Source organism: Phycisphaerae bacterium (assembly GCA_012729815.1).
Classification (GTDB): domain Bacteria; phylum Planctomycetota; class Phycisphaerae; order JAAYCJ01; family JAAYCJ01; genus JAAYCJ01.
In genome coordinates, this window is sequence record JAAYCJ010000213.1 from 1 (window position 1) to 17,885 (window position 17,885).

Consider the following 17,885-nt stretch of genomic DNA (forward strand, 5'->3'; position numbering starts at 1 on the left):
ATTCCAGGCTTCCACTCCTCTGCAGGCATCTCACCTATCTGGTACGACCATCCCGTCGAGGGGATGACCGCGTATCAGGATCTGGACGGCATCGACAGTGCTTCTCCGGCCGCGACTCCGATAACGCTCGATTTCGTCTGGAGTTACGCGTCGGACGGCTCCCCGGAGACCCCTGGCCGGGGGAATCACGATGCGGCGGGAGGGACGCTGCCCTCGGCGACCCCGCCGGGCCAGAACAACGGATATCTCGACGGGCACGTCCGGTGGGTCAGCCTCGGCCAGATGAGGCCGGCCTGGCGAAACCACGAAGGCGTCTACGCGTTCTGGTAACCCACTGGCGGACAGACACTTCCAGTGATGCTCGGAACAGACGGGGCGGCCGAATCCCTCCACCTGGAATAGACTCTTGACATCCTGCCTGAAGTCCATTATCCTGATGAATGTTCATCATATAGCTGATGTACGTTAATCATCAGGAGCCTCGAATGGTCACCATAGACGATGTCGCCCGGCGGGCAGGCTTGTCCAAGGCGGTAGTCTCCAGCGTCATCGGGGGTGGCAGTTCCAACGTACGGTACAGCGAAAGCACCCGCCGGAAGGTCTTGCGGGCGGCTTCGGAACTGGACTACAAGCCGCGGGTTGCCCACGGAATCGGGATTATCCACTGCGTCGGCAGCAAAGACCCCCACCAGGTGGACTGGGTGCATTGGCTCTCGCCCATGCTGGCGTCAATCCACACCGAGGCCCTCGCCGATAACAAGCTGGTGAGTCTGTTCAGCTACTCAGCCGCGGAACTGGACCGCCTCCTGGCGACGGGAGAAAAACCGCAGATCCTCAAACGGCGAAAGATCGACGGCCTGATCGTCTCGGGACTCCTGGACCGGAATCTGGTCGGGCACATGGCGGAGAGCCGGGTGCCCTATATCCTGATGAACATCAACGATTCCCATACGCACTGGGAAGACTCGATCTGCTTCGATGAGACGTTTACCGGTGGTCAGGCGACGCGGTTCCTGATTGAGCGTGGACACCGGCGAATCCTTCACGTGAGCGTCCGCTGGACCAACGAGCACTATTCGGTGAGCGGAAGGCGGCAGGGCTACGAACAGGCGATGACGGATGCGGGATTGGCTCCGCAAGTGATCGAGCACTTCGAGAACCGCGACGCGCTGCCGGCGGCCGAGTTTCTGTGCGAGCTTCGGGAGATACTCACCGGCCCGGAACCGCCCACCGCGATCTTCGCGTACAACGAGGTGGTGGCGACCGGGATCTACCGGGCGCTGCACCAGTTGGCGTCCGCGCGGGTGGAGTTGATGGCGGCATGTTGGCAGGATCCGCGAGGGATGGCACTGCTGGGGATCTCGCACGTAGAACTGCCGGCATTTGAGATGGGCAAACTCGCGTTCCGTATGCTTCTCGAGAAACTGACCACGGGCCAGCCGGTGCCGACCATCTGCCTTCGCGGCGTGGTCCGCCGACTTCAGGACGCGGACGGCTGGGAAAACTCGCGTGAAACCGCTGATGGAGGAAGAACAAAATCATGAGCGGGCATGAAGACACTTCCATCAATTCCAGATCCGGAACTCGAAATCCCAAATCCTTCACCCTGATCGAGCTTCTGGTTGTCGTCGCAATCATCGCCGTGCTCGTCTCCGTGCTGCTGCCGGCGTTGAATCAGGCACGGGCGAATGGCCACAAAATTGTCTGCCAGAGCAACCTCCGGCAGATCGGAACGGCATTCGTGGCGTATCGAATGGAGTGGCACGGCCACTATCCGGCCCCGGTGGTGACGACCCAGAACCGCTGGACCCACCAGATCCAACCGTACGTTTCGGACAAACTGGAAGACGATCCGAGCACCGCGGGCGATGAGTCGCTGACGGGCGAACTGGAGATCGCCAAGTGCCCAGCCGGAGCGTCGTTCGGCCACCGATACGCCATGAACTCATACTACGCGGGCGGATCGGGATGGTACGGCTGGTCGAATCCCCACGTCTATACGGGATCGAGCACGTACCAAACGTACCATTTCCACGAATCGGACCTCTACAACCTCAGCACAAGCTATCCGCCGAGTCATTGGGTCATGATCTTCGAGGCCACGAGCGGGACCAGTGCGACGTTCAACCGCTGGGTGCCGGTGCATCCGGGCGGGGCGAACGTATTGACCGGAGATTCGACGGTCGAGTTCTTCGAGGTCGACTACGACGACGATCTGGTGGCGACGTACCACAGCCAGTTCTCGCCGGCGTGGAACTTCTGGAACGCCAACTTCCCCTACTACCTCTACCGGTTCTACGGACCTGGAAGGTATTTCTGAGAATAACAAGGGCTCAGACGGAATCCACGCGCGCTATCGCGACTCTCACAGGACGGAAGGAGTGTCTATGAAGACTCTGGTTCTTGCGGCCTGGATGGCTGGAGTGTTAAGTGGCGGCGTGACGGGTCAGGTGCATGGACGGCATGACGCAAACGAGCGAATGCAGGCAACCGGAACCGATCACACTCCGGCCACCTCGCCGTCGCCGAAGGCCCCGCGTCCAACCGGCGATCAATGGCAATTCACCCCACAGGCGTTGGGCGGCCATCCCGAGTTCATGTCAGCCGGCGGCATCCGCCCGGTTCAGGACATCACGGACGGCTGGGAGACGAGTGCGGGATGCGGGTTGGAGAGCCAGACGTTCAGCCGGGACGTCGACGTCCCCGCGGATTGGTCCGGCCGAAAGGTGTTCTGGTGGATTGACGACGCATGGCCGGCGATCGATCTGCGGGTCAACGGAGAGTTGATCGGCACGTACCTGCACAGCGATCGGATCTACGGCTGTGTCGATATCACCGCAGCGATCCGGTTCGGCCAGCCGAACCGTCTCGATCTGATGATCCTGCCGGAAGAGGTGACGTCCGTCGATACCCAGTCCGGCGAACCACAGCCCGCCGGCCCGTCCGTCGCGCCACACCGGGAAGGCCTGGTGTATTACGATCAGAGAACCGAAGGCCGCGTGGTCGCGCCATACGGCAAACAGTTCCTGATCGCCACGCAGCCGGCGCACATCGCCTGGACCAAGATCGATCCGGACGTGGCGGCCAGGCGGATTGTCTTGACCGGAACAATCAAAGGGCTGGCCGAAGGCCAGGAGGCCGGGATCATCGCGAGCCTCCATGAGATCGGAGCCCGCCGCGGCGAACCGCGAATCGTCACCGAGTCGAAGCCAGACACGGCCGTCTCGACATCCGCCGAGGTGCTCGGCGCCGTCGACGGAACGCGGTTCGAGATGGCCGTGCCGTTTCCCGACAACGCTGTGTTATGGGATTTCGAACAGCCGTTCCTCTACATGGTGCGGGTGCAACTCGTGATCGACGGCACGCTCGTCGATCGATTCGACGACCGCACGGGCCTGCGCACGGCGGGCATCCGCGGCGACCAGTTCACCTTAAACGAAAAGCTGTTTCTGCCCCGGCTGGTTTTCGGCAATCACACCGCCAGGCCGTCGAACTGGGACCTCGATCGGCTCGTGCCGTGGATCGAAGGCATCCGCGCCCGCAACTATACGCTCTATCGCAACCACGTCTCGCCGATGTCGCGCTACTGGTATCTGATCGCCGATCAGGTGGGGTTGCCGGCGATCTGCCAGTGCTGCATGCCCAGCCCGCCCAAGGACGACTTCGACCATCCGCACTGGCGCAACTGGCTCGCCGACGTCGAACGCATGATCCGCCAGAACGGCAACTGCCCCTCGGTGTTCATGTGGTCGGCTGAGAATGAGATGCTCTCCGCGTCGAAGTACATCGACGCCGACGGAACGCTCCACGAGAAACTCGGCGAGATACTCGACCACTTCCACCGCCTCGACAACCGGCCGGTGACCTTCGAGGGCGACGGCCACCTTCGCGGCCGATGCGAAACCTACAACGAGCACTACCCCCACCGCTACGGCGACTACCTCTGGCCGGTCGATTACTACTACCTCAACGTGCCGCACATCCCGAACAACGCGGACATGCGCCACCATTACGGGCGGATCAATCTCAAGTCACTCGGCATTCCGATCATCTTCGGCGAGACGATGTGGTTTCCGACCGGCGGACCCATCGCGGACGCCGCCTTCACCGGCGACAAGGTCTACGAATGGTTCCGCAAATACCCGCACCACAACTGGAAGGTGCTCGACGGCTTGAACAAGTACGACATGATCGCCCGGGCCTACAACCTCCAGAAGGTCGCCGCGTTCGTTATCCAGACCTCCGGAGCGCTCTCGCACGATATCGAAATGCACTACAACAACCCGCTGGCCGTGTTCCTCAAGGAAGAGCACCGCCAGTACTTCGGTGGCGACCCGCTCACGCGTACCTACGTGATCTGCAACGGAACGACCGCGGACCGCACGCTGACCGTCAACGCATCGGTCCAGGCCGACGGCCGAACGCTGGCGCAGAAGACGGCGACATTCAACGTCGCCGCCGGAGATCGACGCGTCGAGACGATGACGTTGGACCTGCCGCCGCTGATCGCGCGACAAGACGCGACGCTGCGCTTCGAACTGCGGGAAGGCCAGCGGCTCTGCGACGCGACGGAGCAGACGCTGCGGCTGTTCCCGCGCGACCGGCAATTCGGCCCGCTCGCCGGACGAATCGCCCTGCTTGACCCGTCCGGTCGAACGGCCGCGACGCTGGATACGATGAACGTGGCGTTCCGCACGATCGAAGCGGTCACAGCCGAAACGCTGGAGCGCGCCGATCTGCTGGCAATCGGCGAAGGAGCCCTGGGCAAGCAAGCCAACATCGACCAATCGACGATCGACGATTTCCTCAAGCGAGGCGGCAACGTGGTCGTACTGGCCCAGCAGCCGGAGGCCGACCTGAAGTGGCTGCCGGTGACGATGGAACTCGTCGCCAACCGGCCGGCCACGATGGCCCACGTGGTCACGCCGCACGACCTGCTGCGCATTCGCGACCTGCAGCAGTGGGACTTCCACTGGTGGCTCGACGATCACTTCGTCTCACGCGGCTGCTACCGCAAACCGTCAGCGGGCAACGTGCGGCTCATCCTCGACGTGGGGACCACCGGCCTGCCGTACACGCCGCTGATGGAGATCCTGGCCGATCCGGGTCTCGTCGTGCTCAACCAGCTCGCCTGCGTGGAGAAGTTCGAGACCGCTCCGGTCGCCGCCGAGATCCTCTACGCGTGCCTGCAGTATGGCCTGACGCGCTCGCAGAACCTTGGCACGCTCGCGGTGCTCGGGCCGGCGGACGCCGAACTGCTCAACCGCCTGGGGCGGGCGGGAGTCGAGTTCGAAACGATCGAGGACGGGCCGTTGAACGCCGACCGCCTCGACGCCTACGCCGCGATGCTGATCGCGCCAACGAAAGCGGCTTGGCACACCGCAGCCGCCAACGCCGACGCGATCCGGACTTGGGCATACCGCCATGGCGGAACCGTAATCTTCCACCGCATCGACCGCAAGATCGCCGGCGACCGCATCGACTCGATCATTACCCCCTGGAGCATCACGATCGGCTCGCGTCCCAAATCGAAATACACCGTCTACAAACTCGACGAAGCCGTCGCCGATCCCTTCGCGCGCGGATTGTCGAACGAATGGCTCTGGTGGGTGCCTGGCAACGTACAGCAGCCGAACGAACTGAAGGGCCAGCCGGAGTACATGTTCGATTACCCGATCCATCTGGGCGAGCGATCCGACTATCCAAACGACGACTGGCTGGAGGTCGCCAGCAGCGGAACGCTGGTGCGGCTGAACTACGGACGCGGCCGGTTCGTCTTCGACCAGCTTCGATGGGACGTCAACCAGGAACTCCTCGGCCGCCAGTTGGACTACCTCCGCTGGCTGATGACCGCCTGCCGCGTTCGTCTGTCGCCTCAGCCGGGATCGGCGGCGGAGCTGGAAGGGGCAAGCTTCGAACCGATCGACATCCGGCCCTTCTGCAACCGCCCAAGCGTCGACGACGGCAGCCGCAACGCCTGGTTCGGCTTCGGCGCGCACCAGGACCTGCGGAACATGCCGACCGGCGAGCAGACGTTCGCCGACGTGCCGTTTGCGATCGTCGACCAGGCCGCCAACGATGGGCGAAGCTGCATCGTGCTGCACGGCCGGGCGGGCGAGCAGTTCCCGCGATCCGCCGGGCCCATGCCGGTCAATGCCAGGTACCGTTATCTGGCATTTCACCAAGCCGCCGCCTACGCCAGGTCGGGCGATCTGCTCGCCACGTACCTGATCGCCTACGACGACGGAACCCAAGCCGACGCGCCGGTGGTGGCGGGACAGAGCGCTGCCGACTGGTGGCACGGCGCGACCCTCTTGCCGGAAGCGGCGCCGGCGTGGCAGGGACAGGTCGCCGACGGCCACGACGTGGCCACCTACCGCTTCCTCTGGAAAAACCCCCATCCGCAAAAAACAATCGCCTCGATCACCGTCCATGCGGGCGATCCGAAGGCGACCGAAGCCGACCAGATCATCGACCACGGCATGCTCGCCCTGTTGGCCGTCACCGGAGTCAAGTAGGGCGACCGGTACCGCCCCCAGAAAAGCCGCCGGAACTGCGGCGATTCCAACGAAGGAGCAACGGTCCAAGCACACACTGGCCACGGTCCTGGCCGCCGCAGTCCGGCATCGTCTGGGAGCAGTGTTCAATGGTCGGGGCGAGAAGCCGCCTACTCCGGCAGTCCCTCCGCCAACGTCGAAAAACTCTCGTTGACCTTGCTGCCGAGTGCAACGATCGAAGCCACCGCAGCCAATACGATCAGACTCAACATCACGGCGTACTCAACCACGGTGGGACCGTCTTCTTCCCGCACAAAACGTTCAACGTGCAAGGCCAACTTGTTCATGTCCCTTCTCCTTCCTCTTTTTTGCCTGCGAACGCACTCGTTGTGCGTAGTTCACAAACCATGCGGTCGAGAAGGCTCACTCGCCAGCGGCAACCCCGAAGCCGCATCCAAAGCATTCGACTCTCTTGCTGATCGCCTGGATGCGATGCGTGCAGTATACGATATTTCGCCATCAAATGCAAGAGGCGGCACGTTGACCGGCGACATCCCTGCGATCGGACCGCCGTTCCGGTAATCCTCCGCGCGATCCGCCTGTGATGAGGCTTTTATCGGCCAAAGGCTCGGCTCCCCGCCGCGCCGGCTCGGATTTGCTGGTGCGGAATGTCTCAGCCTCCTATAATTGAGAAGAATTCTGGGGGTACATGCACACCATGACCGCGGAGACCGCTGCGCGGTTCGCCGAACCAGCCCGCCGCAAAGAAAGGGGGAACGCCGTGACCGAGAAACAGACCTATCTGACCGACGACGAACTGGAGGATTTCCGCCAGCTTCTGGTGGAGATGCGACGCCGGATGCTGGGCGACTACAATGACCTGACCGACGATGTGGCAGAAATGAGCCAGCCGGAAAAAAGCGGAGCCCAGTCGATCCAGCCAACCCACCCAGCCGACCTGGGCACCGACGAGTACGAAGAGGGCCTCTCGATGCGCCTCGCCGAAAACCAGCGAGGCATCCTGCTCGAAATCGAAGAGGCCCTCCGCCGCATCGACAACGGCACCTACGGAATTTGCATGGGCACCGGCCAACCCATCAGCAAGGAACGCCTGCGAATCAAGCCCTGGGCCCGCTACACCGTCGATTACGCCCGCCAGGTCCAGGGCGAGTAGACGGCCGGCCGACGAGGGATCGTCGCGACATGGTGCGGCAACGCGGATGGGTATGCAGGATTCGCCGATGGGAGTTTCAGGGAAACCCCTGATAGGCGGATGCTATCCCGCCGATTACGATGGACTCCCGCGGCGAACACGCGTCGAGAGGCAACGCCCATCGCAAGAGGGGTCGGACACCGATCATGGAACTCTTTGCACGCTGCCCGCAAAACCCGATCATCACCAGCAGACACCTGCCCTTCAAGGGCGCTTCGGTCTACAACCCTGGCGCAACCGAGCACGACGGTGAGGTGGTGCTGTTGCTGTGGGTCGAGGACCGCAAAGGCTTTTCCAACATCCACGTGGCCCGCAGCCGCAACGGAGTGGACGGATGGCGAATCGAACCCGAACCCATCCTGGCCGACGTCCTGCCCGACCTCGGTTACGAATCCCTCGGCTGCGGGGACGCGCGGGTGACCTACGTCCAGGAAGACAATTGCTACGTGGCCTACTCGCAACTGGGTCCGTCAGTGGGACTGGCCAAATCCAGGGACTTGGCGAAAGCCGACCGCCTGTGTCTGATCTTCGGACCCAACAACAAGGACACCTGCATGTTTCCCAGCAAACTGCAGGACCACTGGGTGGTCGTGCATCGGCCGACGGTGGGCGAGCTCGAGCACATCTGGACCGCCAGCTCGCCCGACCTGATCAACTGGGGCAGTCCGCACGCGGTGCTCCACGAGCGCGGCGGACCATGGTGGGACGGCCTGAAGGTCGGAGCCGGACCGCCGCCGATCCTGACCGACCAGGGATGGCTGCTGATCTACCACGGCGTCAAGGCGTTCAGCGGCAATCTGATCTATCGGGCCGGCCTGGCCCTGCTGGACCGCGAGAAACCGCATAAGGTGCTGGCTCGCACGCCCGGCTGGGTCTTCGCCCCCGAAGCGCCCTATGAAGTCAACGGCGTCATTCCTAACATCGTCTTACCGACCGGCGCTCTGCTGCGAGGTGAGGAGCTGTGGATGTACTACGGGGCGGCGGACACGTCGGTCTGTCTGGCCACCGCCCGGCTGCCGGACTTGCTCGCGGCCTTCCAGGAAGAGGGCTGGGAGTAGTGCTCCGGTAAGGGAAATCCCCATCGGGAAATCAGGGCCAAGCCGGATTGCCGTCAGCTTCCGCTGCGGACTAGGATTGTAAACGGGGGGCCAGCGTCCTGCGCACCAACCGGATCGTGAGGAGGACAATCACCAGTGGCCGATCGCATGGCGGACAACGTGGACATCGCCGACACGCTGGAGCACGTGGCCGAGCTGCTGGAGACCCAAGGGGCCAACGTGTTCCGCGTCGGCAGCTACCGCACCGCCGCCGATTCCCTGCGCCATCTGGACCAGCCGGCCTCCCATATCTACCGCCGCGAGGGCCAGGAAGGACTCGAGCAAATTCCCGGCGTCGGAGCCAAACTCTCCGGCGCCATCCGCGAAATCCTCGAGACCGGCCGGCTCGGGCTGGAGCAGAAGCTCGAAGCCGAGCGACAGCCGCAGGACGTGCTGGTCCGCGTGCCCGGCGTTGGCAAGGAACTGGCCCAGCGAATCCATAACGACCTGGGAATCGAAAGCCTTGCCGAACTCGAACGGGCCGCCCATGACGGACGCCTTGAAGCCCTCGAGGGAATCGGCGAACGCCGCGCGCAAGGCATTCGCGACGTCCTGGCGGGAATGCTCAGCCGTACCGCCGCCCGGCGGGCGCGCACGCGACAGGAGGCACGCGACCGGGCCGAACGCAGCCTGCCGGCCGCAGTCTCCGAACGCCCGCCGGTCGACCTGCTGCTGGACGTCGACCAGGAATATCGCGAGAAGGCGGAGGCCGGCAAACTGAGGACCATCGCGCCGCGTCGGTTCAACCCGGAGGGTCAGGCGTGGCTGCCGATCATGAAGGGCCGCCGCGACGGATGGAAGTACACCGCCCTCTTCTCGAACACGCATCGCGCCCACGAACTGAACAAAACCCATGACTGGGTCGTCATCTACACCAGCCGCGACGGCGACGCCGAGAGGCAGAGCACCGTGGTCACGGGCGCAGCCGGATCGCTCCGCGGCAAGCGGGTCGTCCGCGGCCGCGAAAAGGACTGCCGCGCGTACTATCGGCAGGAGCGGTAGGAACCGCCGCGCCCAACACGCGGATGGAGAACGATCATGCTAAGATTTCGAGATCGGACACAAGCGGGCCGCCGCCTGGCCGAGTCGCTGGCCGACTACGCGAAACGCGGCGACGCGATCGTGCTGGGCCTGCCGCGGGGCGGCGTTCCGGTCGCCTTCGAAATCGCCAAAACCCTCGATATCCCGATGGACATCTTCCTGGTGCGCAAACTCGGAGTGCCAGCCCACGAGGAACTGGCGATGGGCGCGATCGCATCCGGCGGCGTGCGCGTCCTCAACGACGACGTCATCCACGCGCTGGGAATCTCCGACCGGGCGGTCGCTGAGGTCGCCGCCAGAGAGCAGCACGAACTCGAACGCCGAAACCGGCTCTACCGCGGCGAACAAGCCGCGCCGGACCTGCGAAATAAACTCGTGATCCTGACCGACGACGGCTTGGCCACCGGCGCGACCATGCAGGCGGCGGTCAACGCGGTGCGGGCACAACAACCGGCCCAGGTCGTGGTCGCCGTACCCACCGCCGCGCCCGACACCTGCGATATGCTGGCCGAACAGGTCGACCGAATCGTGTGCCTGATGACTCCCGAACCGTTCGGGGGCGTCGGGGCGTGGTACGAGGACTTTTCCCAGATGACGGACGACGAGGTCCGCGGAATTCTCGAAGAGGCACAAGCCCAGCGGATCGGACGTCACGGATAAACCCGACGGCAACGACCGTCCCGACGCCAACCGAAAGGAGAGACCCATGCCGCAACAGACGATAAGCGAAATGCAGGTGGAAATCCAAATCGGGCCGATTGTCCTCGACGGCGACCTGAGCGTCCCAGCCGAAGCGACCGGCCTGGTCCTCTTCGCCCACGGCAGCGGCAGCAGCCGCTTCAGTTCGCGAAACCGTTTCGTCGCCCAGTGGCTGCGCGAACGCGGACTCGGAACCCTCCTGTTCGATCTGCTGACCGCCGACGAGGACCGCATCGACCAGGAAACGCGGGCCATGCGATTCAACACCCGACTGCTCGCCGACCGACTCGCCGGAGCCACCGGCTGGCTCCAGAACCAGGACCAGATCAAGGACATGAACATCGGCTACTTCGGAGCGAGCACAGGGTCCGCCGCGGCCCTGATCGCCGCCGCTGAAAACCCCGACACCGTGCGGGCCGTCGTCTCACGCGGAGGCCGGCCCGACCTCGCCCAGCCATACCTGCCTCAGGTCCACGCCGCCACCCTGCTGATCGTCGGCGGCTACGATTTCCCCGTCATCGACATGAACCAGGAGGCCTTCGAGCAGTTGCCGGGCGAAAAGGCCATCGAGATCGTGCCGCGAGCCACGCACCTCTTCGAAGAGCCCGGCGCGCTCGAGGAGGTCTCGCGCCTGGCCGCCGACTGGTTCGAACGGTATCTGGGCGAGGCGGGGAGCCAGTAATGAAACGACGACCTGTCTTCCTACTGGTGATGTGCATCGGACTCTCGATCGCTCCGACCTACGGCCGCCAGAAGCCCTCGACCCGTCCGGCGCCAACGACCGACGACGCATCGGTCACAACGGCGAGTGTCACCATCGACGGCCGGCAGGTCCGCTACCGCGCGACCGCCGGAACCATGCCGATCGAAAAAGAAGACGGCACGGTTCGCGGCGGCATGTTCTACGTGGCCTACCAGCGCCTTGACGTGCCCGACCTGCTGGACCGGCCCGTTGCCTTCGCCTTCAACGGCGGGCCGGGCGCCGCGTCCGTCTGGCTCCACCTCGGAGCGCTCGGGCCGCGACGACTATCGCTTCGGCGCGAGGGCTTCGCCCCGCCTCCACCCTACCGCCTGGTCGATAACGAGTACTCGCTCCTCGACGTCACAGACCTGGTCTTCATCGACCCGGTCGGTACCGGCTTCAGCCGCCCGGCGCCGGGCGCAAGCGGCGACGGCTTCTTCGGCGTCGAGGAGGACATCGAAGCCGTCGCCCAGTTCATCCACCTCTACGTCACGCGCAACCAGCGCTGGCTCTCACCGAAGTTCCTCATCGGCGAAAGCTACGGAACCACCCGCGCCGCCGGCCTCGTCGCCCACCTGCAAAAACGCCACGGAATGTACTTCAACGGCGTCGTCCTCGTCTCGACCGTGCTGAACTTCCAGACCATCTCGTTCGATCCCGGCAATGACCTGCCCTACGTGATGGTCCTGCCCAGCTACACCGCTGCCGCATGGTATCACCGCCGCCTGCCCGAATCCCTTCAGCGGCGCGACCTGCCCGACGTGCTGGCCGAGGCCGAACGATTCGCCGTCGAGCAGTACGCTCCGGCCCTGATCCGCGGCGCGACCCTGGACCCCGCTCGGCGGGAGGCGGTGGTCAACACGCTCTCGCGCCTCACCGGACTCTCGCGACGGTACATCTCGCGCAGCGACCTGCGCGTGCCGGTCTGGCGCTTCGCCAAGGAACTTCTGCGCGACGCCAACCGCACCGTCGGACGGTTCGACAGCCGATTCACCGGAATCGACCGCACCGCCGTCGGCGAAGCCTTCGAATACGATCCCAGCTACGACGCCATCCAGGGCGTCTTCTCCTCGACCATGCACCACTACGTCCGCGCGGAACTCAGATACGAAAGCGACCTGCTCTACGAAATCCTCGCCCCGCAGCACGTCCAGCCGTGGGACTACGGACGATACGAAAACCGCTACCTCGACCTGACCGACCGACTCCGCGACGCGATGACCAAAAACCCCTACCTCAAGCTCTTCGTCGCCAGCGGCTACTACGACCTGGCCACCCCGTACTTCGCGACCGACTACACCATCTGGCACCTGGGCCTCGACCCGTCGCTGGCCGACAACGTCACGATCCGATACTACTTCGCTGGGCACATGATGTACCTCCGCGAACCGTCCCTGGCCAACCTCTCGGAGGACCTAAAACGTTTCGTGCAAGAGGCCAAAGGCGCTTCATCGGTGATAACCGCCACGGTGCCAGGTGCAGACTGACACACTCATCTTGATAACCGAACGATCCACCAGAGGGCAGCGCCTTGCCGAACGACATACGGAACAGACTTGAGAAGATCCACGACGAAATCCTCACGTGCGCCCGCTGCCCGCTGCACCAGAGCCGCCGGCACGCCGTGCCCGGCGAAGGCGATCTCCAAGCCAACGTGATGATCATCGGCGAGGCGCCCGGCACCCAGGAAGACAAGCAGGGCCGCCCCTTCGTCGGCCAGGCCGGACGGATGCTGAACAAGCTGCTCGAGGCCTGCGGGATCGACCGCCAGCGGACCTTCATCACCAATTCGGTCAAATGCCGCCCGCCGGAGAACCGCAAACCGCACAGGGGCGAACTCGCTATCTGCAAAGCCAACTGGCTTGACCGCCAGATCGCGTGGATCGATCCCAAAGTCGTGATCCTCCTCGGCAAGACGCCGCTCGAACAGGTGCTCGAGGTGGCCCCCCCGCTCCGCGACCTGCACGGCCAGACCCTCAAACGCAACGGCCGACGCTTTGTCCCGATGTACCACCCAGCCGCCGGACTCCGCTCGCCGCAGGTGCGCCAAACCATGCGAGAAGACCTCCAAAAACTGGGCCAAATCCTGCCAGCCCTCGCCAGGTAAGCCGTAGCGCGAACGTCGCCCACCAAATCCCTCGACATTGCCCGACCATTCACACCTACTGTCCTAGAACTCCACTGTTGTTAATAGTAAATGCCCCGTCTTCTCGCCTTGCGGATCCCCTCACGAGCATTCATCACCAAAGGCATTGACAGGAATTCGAGAAATTGGTATCCTCCACATTAGATCAAGCGCTTGATCTTATTCCTATCTAATCAGGAGTTAATAAAACTCAATGGCGGCCACCCTGGCGGAAATCGCCAAACGCGTCGGAGTGCACCAGTCAACGGTCTCAGCCGTGCTGAACCGAAGCCGCGCAACCATCCGCGTCTCCGACCAAACCCGCCAACGAATCCTCGCGGTCGCCCGCGAACTGCAGTACCGCCCCTCCTTCTCAGCCCAGTCCCTGGCCAAAGGGCGGACCAATTCGCTGGGCATGATCTGCGGGGACATTCACTCGCCGCACTTCTCGGAACTGGCGTCGCGGGCGATGCAGGAGGCCGAGGCCCGAGGTTACCATCTTCTCCTGTCGGTCGCCCAGTGGATCACCCAGGAGAACAACCTTGGATGCCTCGAAACCCTGATGGGCCGCGGGGTGGACGGGGTGATCGCCTGGGGATCGGGACTCTCGCCGCAAACCCCACTCTACGAACAGATCCTCCGCGAGCGGTTTCCGCTGGTGCTCTGTTCGGAACAGGTGGGCGATCTGTCTTCCATCGACTCGGACTGGCATGGCGGAATTGGCGAAGCGGTGGAATACCTCAAGCGCCGAGGTCACGACCGGGTCTGCTTCGTCGGCTATCGAAACGGCTGGCACGACCCGCAGCACAGTCCGGACCCGAAGCGCCCGGCCTTCATCGAGGCGTGCCGCAGGCACGCGGTGGAGCCACGCGAAATCTACATGACCAAACTCAGCGATCTCGAAGAAGCCGAGGCGATGGGTGCCGCGATGGCCGACGCCCGGCCCAGTGAAACGGCCTTCCTGGTCTACTCTGACTACACCGCGTTCGGCTTCTGCCGCGGCCTGCTCAACCGCGGCGTCCGCGTGCCGCAGGACGTATCGGTGGTGGGAATGGACGGCACGCGGATGGGGCAGTACTACCACCCGGCCCTGACCACGATCGCCCAGGACCGTGAGCTGATCGTGGCCGAAGCGATCGACATGACGCTGCGCATGATCGAAAACCAGGAGGAACCGGGTAGGCGGGTGATCCTGCCGACGCGACTGATCGTGCGCGAAAGCGCGTGAAAATGCACCGAAGGCCAATGCTGATGAAAAAAGAAAACAGCCAATACCGACGTGCAGAACGGAACCGGCGACGCCGCTTTGCCAATTCGAAATCCGAGATTCGAAATCCGAAATCGTTTACCTTGATCGAACTGCTGGTGGTGGTCGCCATCATCGCCGTGCTCGTCGCGATCCTGCTGCCGGCGCTGTCCGCGGCGCGAGAAGGAGCGCGGGACGTCCAGTGCCTCTCGCAACTACGACAACTGGGAACGGCACACCTGCTGTACCGTGACGCCGAAGGCGTCTTCGTCGATCGCGCCGGCGACTGGTCGGCGGAGGCGGGACGGACACCCTTCTGGCCGCACGAATGGTTCATCGGGTGTCCCAACAGCGGACGGTTCTTCGCGATGGTTCCGGATGCGACCGCGTTCTACTGCCCGAGCAACAACGAGAGGCGGGGTGAGATCGGCGAGCACATTCCCGACGACCCGGCGCACCCGGAAAAGCCTCTGTCGTCCACCTACGGGTACTGCTACGACCTCCAGGGCGCAGCCTACTATAAGGTCCCGGCCCCGCGCCTCGTCGATGCCCACGGAACCTACGGCATGATGCCGCTGATGCTGGACATGTGCGTCTGGCTGGGCGGATATCAATACGTGGCCAACCACGTGAAGGGTTACAGCCAATCCCGACCGTCGGAGTTCGCCAACGTCGTCCACGTCGACGGCCACGCCCAGCGGTGGGGCTATCCTGACCTCATGCGGTGGGGCTATCCTGACCTCATGTGGTGGGGCTGGGTCGGACATCAATGGTATTGGCCGACGGGGGTCGACCAGATCGTGCGGGCAACGAACTGAGTTGGGATACGGAGAGAGCGGCCATGGCGGCAGTGACAATCGGCGGCGCCAAGCAACTGTTCGTGGATGACTTCCTGATCGACCGGCGGGACGGCGTGAACCTGGTCATGAACCGCCCGCACGCCGAACCGGCCATGCTGCTGGGAACCGACAAGGCCTGGCAAGAGGGCCCGCAGGATTTCATCTGGGCCGCCAGCAGCGTCCTCGCCGTAAACGGCAAGGTGCGGCTCTGGTACCAGGTCAACGTCCTTGAACCGCGCCCGCAGCCGGTGGGGTTCGTGGCCGTCGACAAATTCGTCGCCTACGCCGAATCCGCCGACGGCGTGCACTTCGATAAACCCGATCTGAACCTCTGCCCGCGCGACGGCGCAAAGCCGAACAACGTGGTCATCCCGGACACCGAAGGCTGTAGCGTCTGGATCGATCCGAAGGCCCAACCGCAACGCCGCTATCGTTCGATCCACTGCGACGCCCAGGCCTACAAACCCGTCTTCCACAGCTCGCCCGACGGCCTTCGCTGGACGCGCACGCACGAAGCCGCGATCGGCGATTGCGACTCGCAGGCGAGCATCTTCTGGGACCGCACCATCGGACGCTACGTGATGTACACCCGCCAGTGGGTGCCCAAACCGCCGCCGCCCGAAACCGCCTCGCGGGCCCATCGACGGCTGGAGTCCGACGATCTGGTTCACTGGGACCGCTCGACCATCATCCTCCAGGCCGACGAACGCGACCTGGCGACGTACGACGCGAGCGATGATATGCCGCCGGTGGACTACTACGGCGCCTGCGTGTTCCGCTACCCGGACCCAACCGGCCCATACCTGATGCTCGCCCAGCCGTTCTGGCACTGGTATCCGCGAGGCGGCCCGACCCGACCCGGCCCGTGCGGCTACGACGTCCGTATGCTCGTCAGCCGCGACGGGGCGAACTTCGAGCGACTGCGCGATCGCCCGGTCTTCCTCGGCCCCGGCCCGATGGGCGGCTGGTGCTCGCGACAGGTATGGGTGCTCCCGCAACCGCTGGTGATGAACGACGAAATCTGGATCTACTTCTTCGGCGCCAACTTCGACCACGAGGGAATCCTCGATCCGTGGTCACAGGGCCGGCATCGAACCGGCATCGGCCGGGCGGTCACACGCCTCGACGGCTTCGTCTCAGCCGATGCGGGATTCGACGGCGGCGAACTGACCACCAAGCCGATCGTCTTCGACGGGGAGCGCCTCGAACTCAACATCGATACGAGCATCGGCGGATTCGCCCAGGTCGAAATCCTCGACGAGCAAGGCCAGCCGATCGCCGGCTTCGCCAAAGACGAGTGCGAGGTGATCTGCGGCAATTCGGTCCGATGGCCCGTGCGATGGAACGGGCCTAGGCAAATCGCGGAACTGGCGGGCCGGCCGGTCCGGCTGCGATTCGTCATGCGAGATTCCCGCCTCTTCGCGTTCCAGTTCGTCAATGACCGCGGATCGCGCGGCTAACCACACAGTAACCAAGCGGAGAAAGTCGATGAGAGTAACGACGGTTGTGGCGGCGGTATTGCTTCTGACGTCATCCGGCATCGCCGAGAAACTGCCGCAGAAGGTGCGCAGCGACGGGTTCGTCCAGAGCTGGCTGGTCCTGGGCCCGATCGGCGGCGAGGACCGCTGGACGACCGACCACCTCGCCTCAGCCGGTGGAACAGCCGCCGCCGAACCGACGCCGGGCGAACCGCTGGCCGATCTGGCCTGGCGCGAGGTCGCCATCGACGATGACGGCCTCCTGCGCCTCGGCGAACAGAACCACAGCGTGGCCTACGCCTGCGCGCGCCTCGAAAGCGGCGTCGAGCGCGACGTCCTGCTGCGACTCGGAGTCGACGACGGCTACGCCCTCTGGATCAACGGCGAGAAAGTCGCCGAGCGCCACACCAACGGCTCGCTCAAGGCCGACCAGGAACAGAAGGTCGCCAGACTGCAAGCCGGAATCAACCGCATCATGCTCAAGGTCGATAACTTCACCGGCGGCTGGGGATTCTACTTCCGTATCGTGGACCTGGACAAAACGCCGAACATCGGACCGCAAGGCATGCGCTCGTGGCTCAAGAACCCAAGCGAGCAGGAAATCGCCGGCACCCCGTGGGACATGGGCATCGTCGTGCCGGATACTCCGATCGAGGCGACCGTTCGCCTCTCGCCCAAGGTCGTCAACCCGCAAATATCGCCCATGCTCTTCGGCAGCGTCGTGCTCTGGTGGGAAGGCTACACCGCACCCGTCGGCGACGCCGAGTCGCGGACGTGGAAACTCTTCGACGAAATGGGCATCACCTGCCTGCGATTCCCCGGCGGCGCCGACTGCCACCCGTATCGCTGGGAATCCGTCGCCGAGACGAAACGCGTCTACCAAGCCGCGGAAATGTGGAAACACTGGC

Annotated in this window: 15 protein-coding genes and 1 pseudogene; 15 read left to right on the top strand and 1 reads right to left on the bottom strand. The window is 64.1% G+C overall.

Annotation, left to right across the window (positions count from 1 at the left end):
• The first annotated feature begins 63 nt into the window (after positions 1-63).
• The 4 genes from GXY33_14030 (at position 64) to GXY33_14045 (ending at position 6,518) form a co-directional block, all read left to right on the top strand.
• Positions 64-330, top strand: a complete 267-nt coding sequence (locus GXY33_14030) for a hypothetical protein (GenBank protein NLX06252.1) — start codon at positions 64-66, stop codon at positions 328-330.
• A 155-nt stretch (positions 331-485) separates the two neighbouring features.
• On the top strand, positions 486-1,544 hold the full coding sequence (locus GXY33_14035) for a LacI family transcriptional regulator (protein ID NLX06253.1): 1,059 nt from the start codon (positions 486-488) through the stop codon (positions 1,542-1,544).
• Positions 1,541-2,320 (top strand): prepilin-type N-terminal cleavage/methylation domain-containing protein, encoded by a 780-nt coding sequence (locus GXY33_14040; protein NLX06254.1) that lies wholly within the window; start codon positions 1,541-1,543, stop codon positions 2,318-2,320. Before GXY33_14035 ends, GXY33_14040 begins: the two co-directional genes overlap by 4 nt.
• A gap of 67 nt (positions 2,321-2,387) precedes the next feature.
• Positions 2,388-6,518 (top strand): hypothetical protein, encoded by a 4,131-nt coding sequence (locus GXY33_14045; GenBank protein ID NLX06255.1) that lies wholly within the window; start codon positions 2,388-2,390, stop codon positions 6,516-6,518.
• Between the two features lie 149 nt (positions 6,519-6,667).
• On the opposite strand, the gene GXY33_14050 is transcribed toward GXY33_14045, so the two are convergent.
• Positions 6,668-6,844 (bottom strand): Flp family type IVb pilin, encoded by a 177-nt coding sequence (locus GXY33_14050; GenBank protein ID NLX06256.1) that lies wholly within the window; start codon positions 6,842-6,844, stop codon positions 6,668-6,670.
• A gap of 500 nt (positions 6,845-7,344) precedes the next feature.
• Between GXY33_14050 and GXY33_14055 the strand changes: the two genes are divergently transcribed.
• The 11 genes and pseudogenes from GXY33_14055 to GXY33_14105 form a co-directional block, all read left to right on the top strand.
• Positions 7,345-7,671 (top strand): hypothetical protein, encoded by a 327-nt coding sequence (locus tag GXY33_14055; protein NLX06257.1) that lies wholly within the window; start codon positions 7,345-7,347, stop codon positions 7,669-7,671.
• 119 nt (positions 7,672-7,790) lie between these two features.
• On the top strand, positions 7,791-8,768 hold the full coding sequence (locus GXY33_14060; GenBank protein NLX06258.1) for a glycosidase: 978 nt from the start codon (positions 7,791-7,793) through the stop codon (positions 8,766-8,768).
• Between the two features lie 147 nt (positions 8,769-8,915).
• Entirely contained in the window at positions 8,916-9,809 is an 894-nt protein-coding gene (locus GXY33_14065) for a DNA-binding protein (GenBank protein ID NLX06259.1), read from the top strand.
• 36 nt (positions 9,810-9,845) lie between these two features.
• Positions 9,846-10,508: a phosphoribosyltransferase gene (locus GXY33_14070; protein NLX06260.1), complete on the top strand. Its 663-nt coding sequence runs from the start codon at positions 9,846-9,848 to the stop codon at positions 10,506-10,508.
• 46 nt (positions 10,509-10,554) lie between these two features.
• Positions 10,555-11,229, top strand: coding sequence for an alpha/beta fold hydrolase (locus GXY33_14075; GenBank protein ID NLX06261.1), 675 nt, complete (start codon positions 10,555-10,557; stop codon positions 11,227-11,229).
• A gap of 29 nt (positions 11,230-11,258) precedes the next feature.
• Complete coding sequence (locus GXY33_14080; GenBank protein NLX06262.1) at positions 11,259-12,776, top strand: peptidase S10; 1,518 nt, start codon at positions 11,259-11,261, stop codon at positions 12,774-12,776.
• Between the two features lie 44 nt (positions 12,777-12,820).
• Positions 12,821-13,396, top strand: a complete 576-nt coding sequence (locus tag GXY33_14085) for a uracil-DNA glycosylase (protein NLX06263.1) — start codon at positions 12,821-12,823, stop codon at positions 13,394-13,396.
• A 232-nt stretch (positions 13,397-13,628) separates the two neighbouring features.
• The gene (locus GXY33_14090; GenBank protein ID NLX06264.1) at positions 13,629-14,642 is read left to right on the top strand and encodes a LacI family transcriptional regulator; all 1,014 of its coding nucleotides are present in this window, start codon (positions 13,629-13,631) and stop codon (positions 14,640-14,642) included.
• A gap of 23 nt (positions 14,643-14,665) precedes the next feature.
• Positions 14,666-14,896 (top strand): annotated as a pseudogene (locus GXY33_14095) (prepilin-type N-terminal cleavage/methylation domain-containing protein).
• A gap of 605 nt (positions 14,897-15,501) precedes the next feature.
• Positions 15,502-16,959 (top strand): hypothetical protein, encoded by a 1,458-nt coding sequence (locus GXY33_14100; protein ID NLX06265.1) that lies wholly within the window; start codon positions 15,502-15,504, stop codon positions 16,957-16,959.
• A gap of 28 nt (positions 16,960-16,987) precedes the next feature.
• On the top strand, positions 16,988-17,885 hold an 898-nt coding region (locus GXY33_14105), incomplete at its 3' end, for a hypothetical protein (protein NLX06266.1).

Bases quoted from the DNA above. Each gene is read 5' to 3' on its own strand.
- GXY33_14060 (NLX06258.1), top strand. From the start codon at position 7,791: ATGGACTCCCGCGGCGAACACGCGTCGAGAGGCAACGCCCATCGCAAG.
- GXY33_14075 (NLX06261.1), top strand. From the start codon at position 10,555: ATGCCGCAACAGACGATAAGCGAAATGCAGGTGGAAATCCAAATCGGG.
- GXY33_14055 (NLX06257.1), top strand. From the start codon at position 7,345: ATGCGACGCCGGATGCTGGGCGACTACAATGACCTGACCGACGATGTG.
- GXY33_14050 (NLX06256.1), bottom strand. From the start codon at position 6,844: ATGAACAAGTTGGCCTTGCACGTTGAACGTTTTGTGCGGGAAGAAGAC.
- GXY33_14100 (NLX06265.1), top strand. From the start codon at position 15,502: ATGGCGGCAGTGACAATCGGCGGCGCCAAGCAACTGTTCGTGGATGAC.
- GXY33_14090 (NLX06264.1), top strand. From the start codon at position 13,629: ATGGCGGCCACCCTGGCGGAAATCGCCAAACGCGTCGGAGTGCACCAG.
- GXY33_14070 (NLX06260.1), top strand. From the start codon at position 9,846: ATGCTAAGATTTCGAGATCGGACACAAGCGGGCCGCCGCCTGGCCGAG.
- GXY33_14035 (NLX06253.1), top strand. From the start codon at position 486: ATGGTCACCATAGACGATGTCGCCCGGCGGGCAGGCTTGTCCAAGGCG.
- GXY33_14040 (NLX06254.1), top strand. From the start codon at position 1,541: ATGAGCGGGCATGAAGACACTTCCATCAATTCCAGATCCGGAACTCGA.
- GXY33_14045 (NLX06255.1), top strand. From the start codon at position 2,388: ATGAAGACTCTGGTTCTTGCGGCCTGGATGGCTGGAGTGTTAAGTGGC.
- GXY33_14030 (NLX06252.1), top strand. From the start codon at position 64: ATGACCGCGTATCAGGATCTGGACGGCATCGACAGTGCTTCTCCGGCC.
- GXY33_14080 (NLX06262.1), top strand. From the start codon at position 11,259: ATGTGCATCGGACTCTCGATCGCTCCGACCTACGGCCGCCAGAAGCCC.
- GXY33_14065 (NLX06259.1), top strand. From the start codon at position 8,916: ATGGCGGACAACGTGGACATCGCCGACACGCTGGAGCACGTGGCCGAG.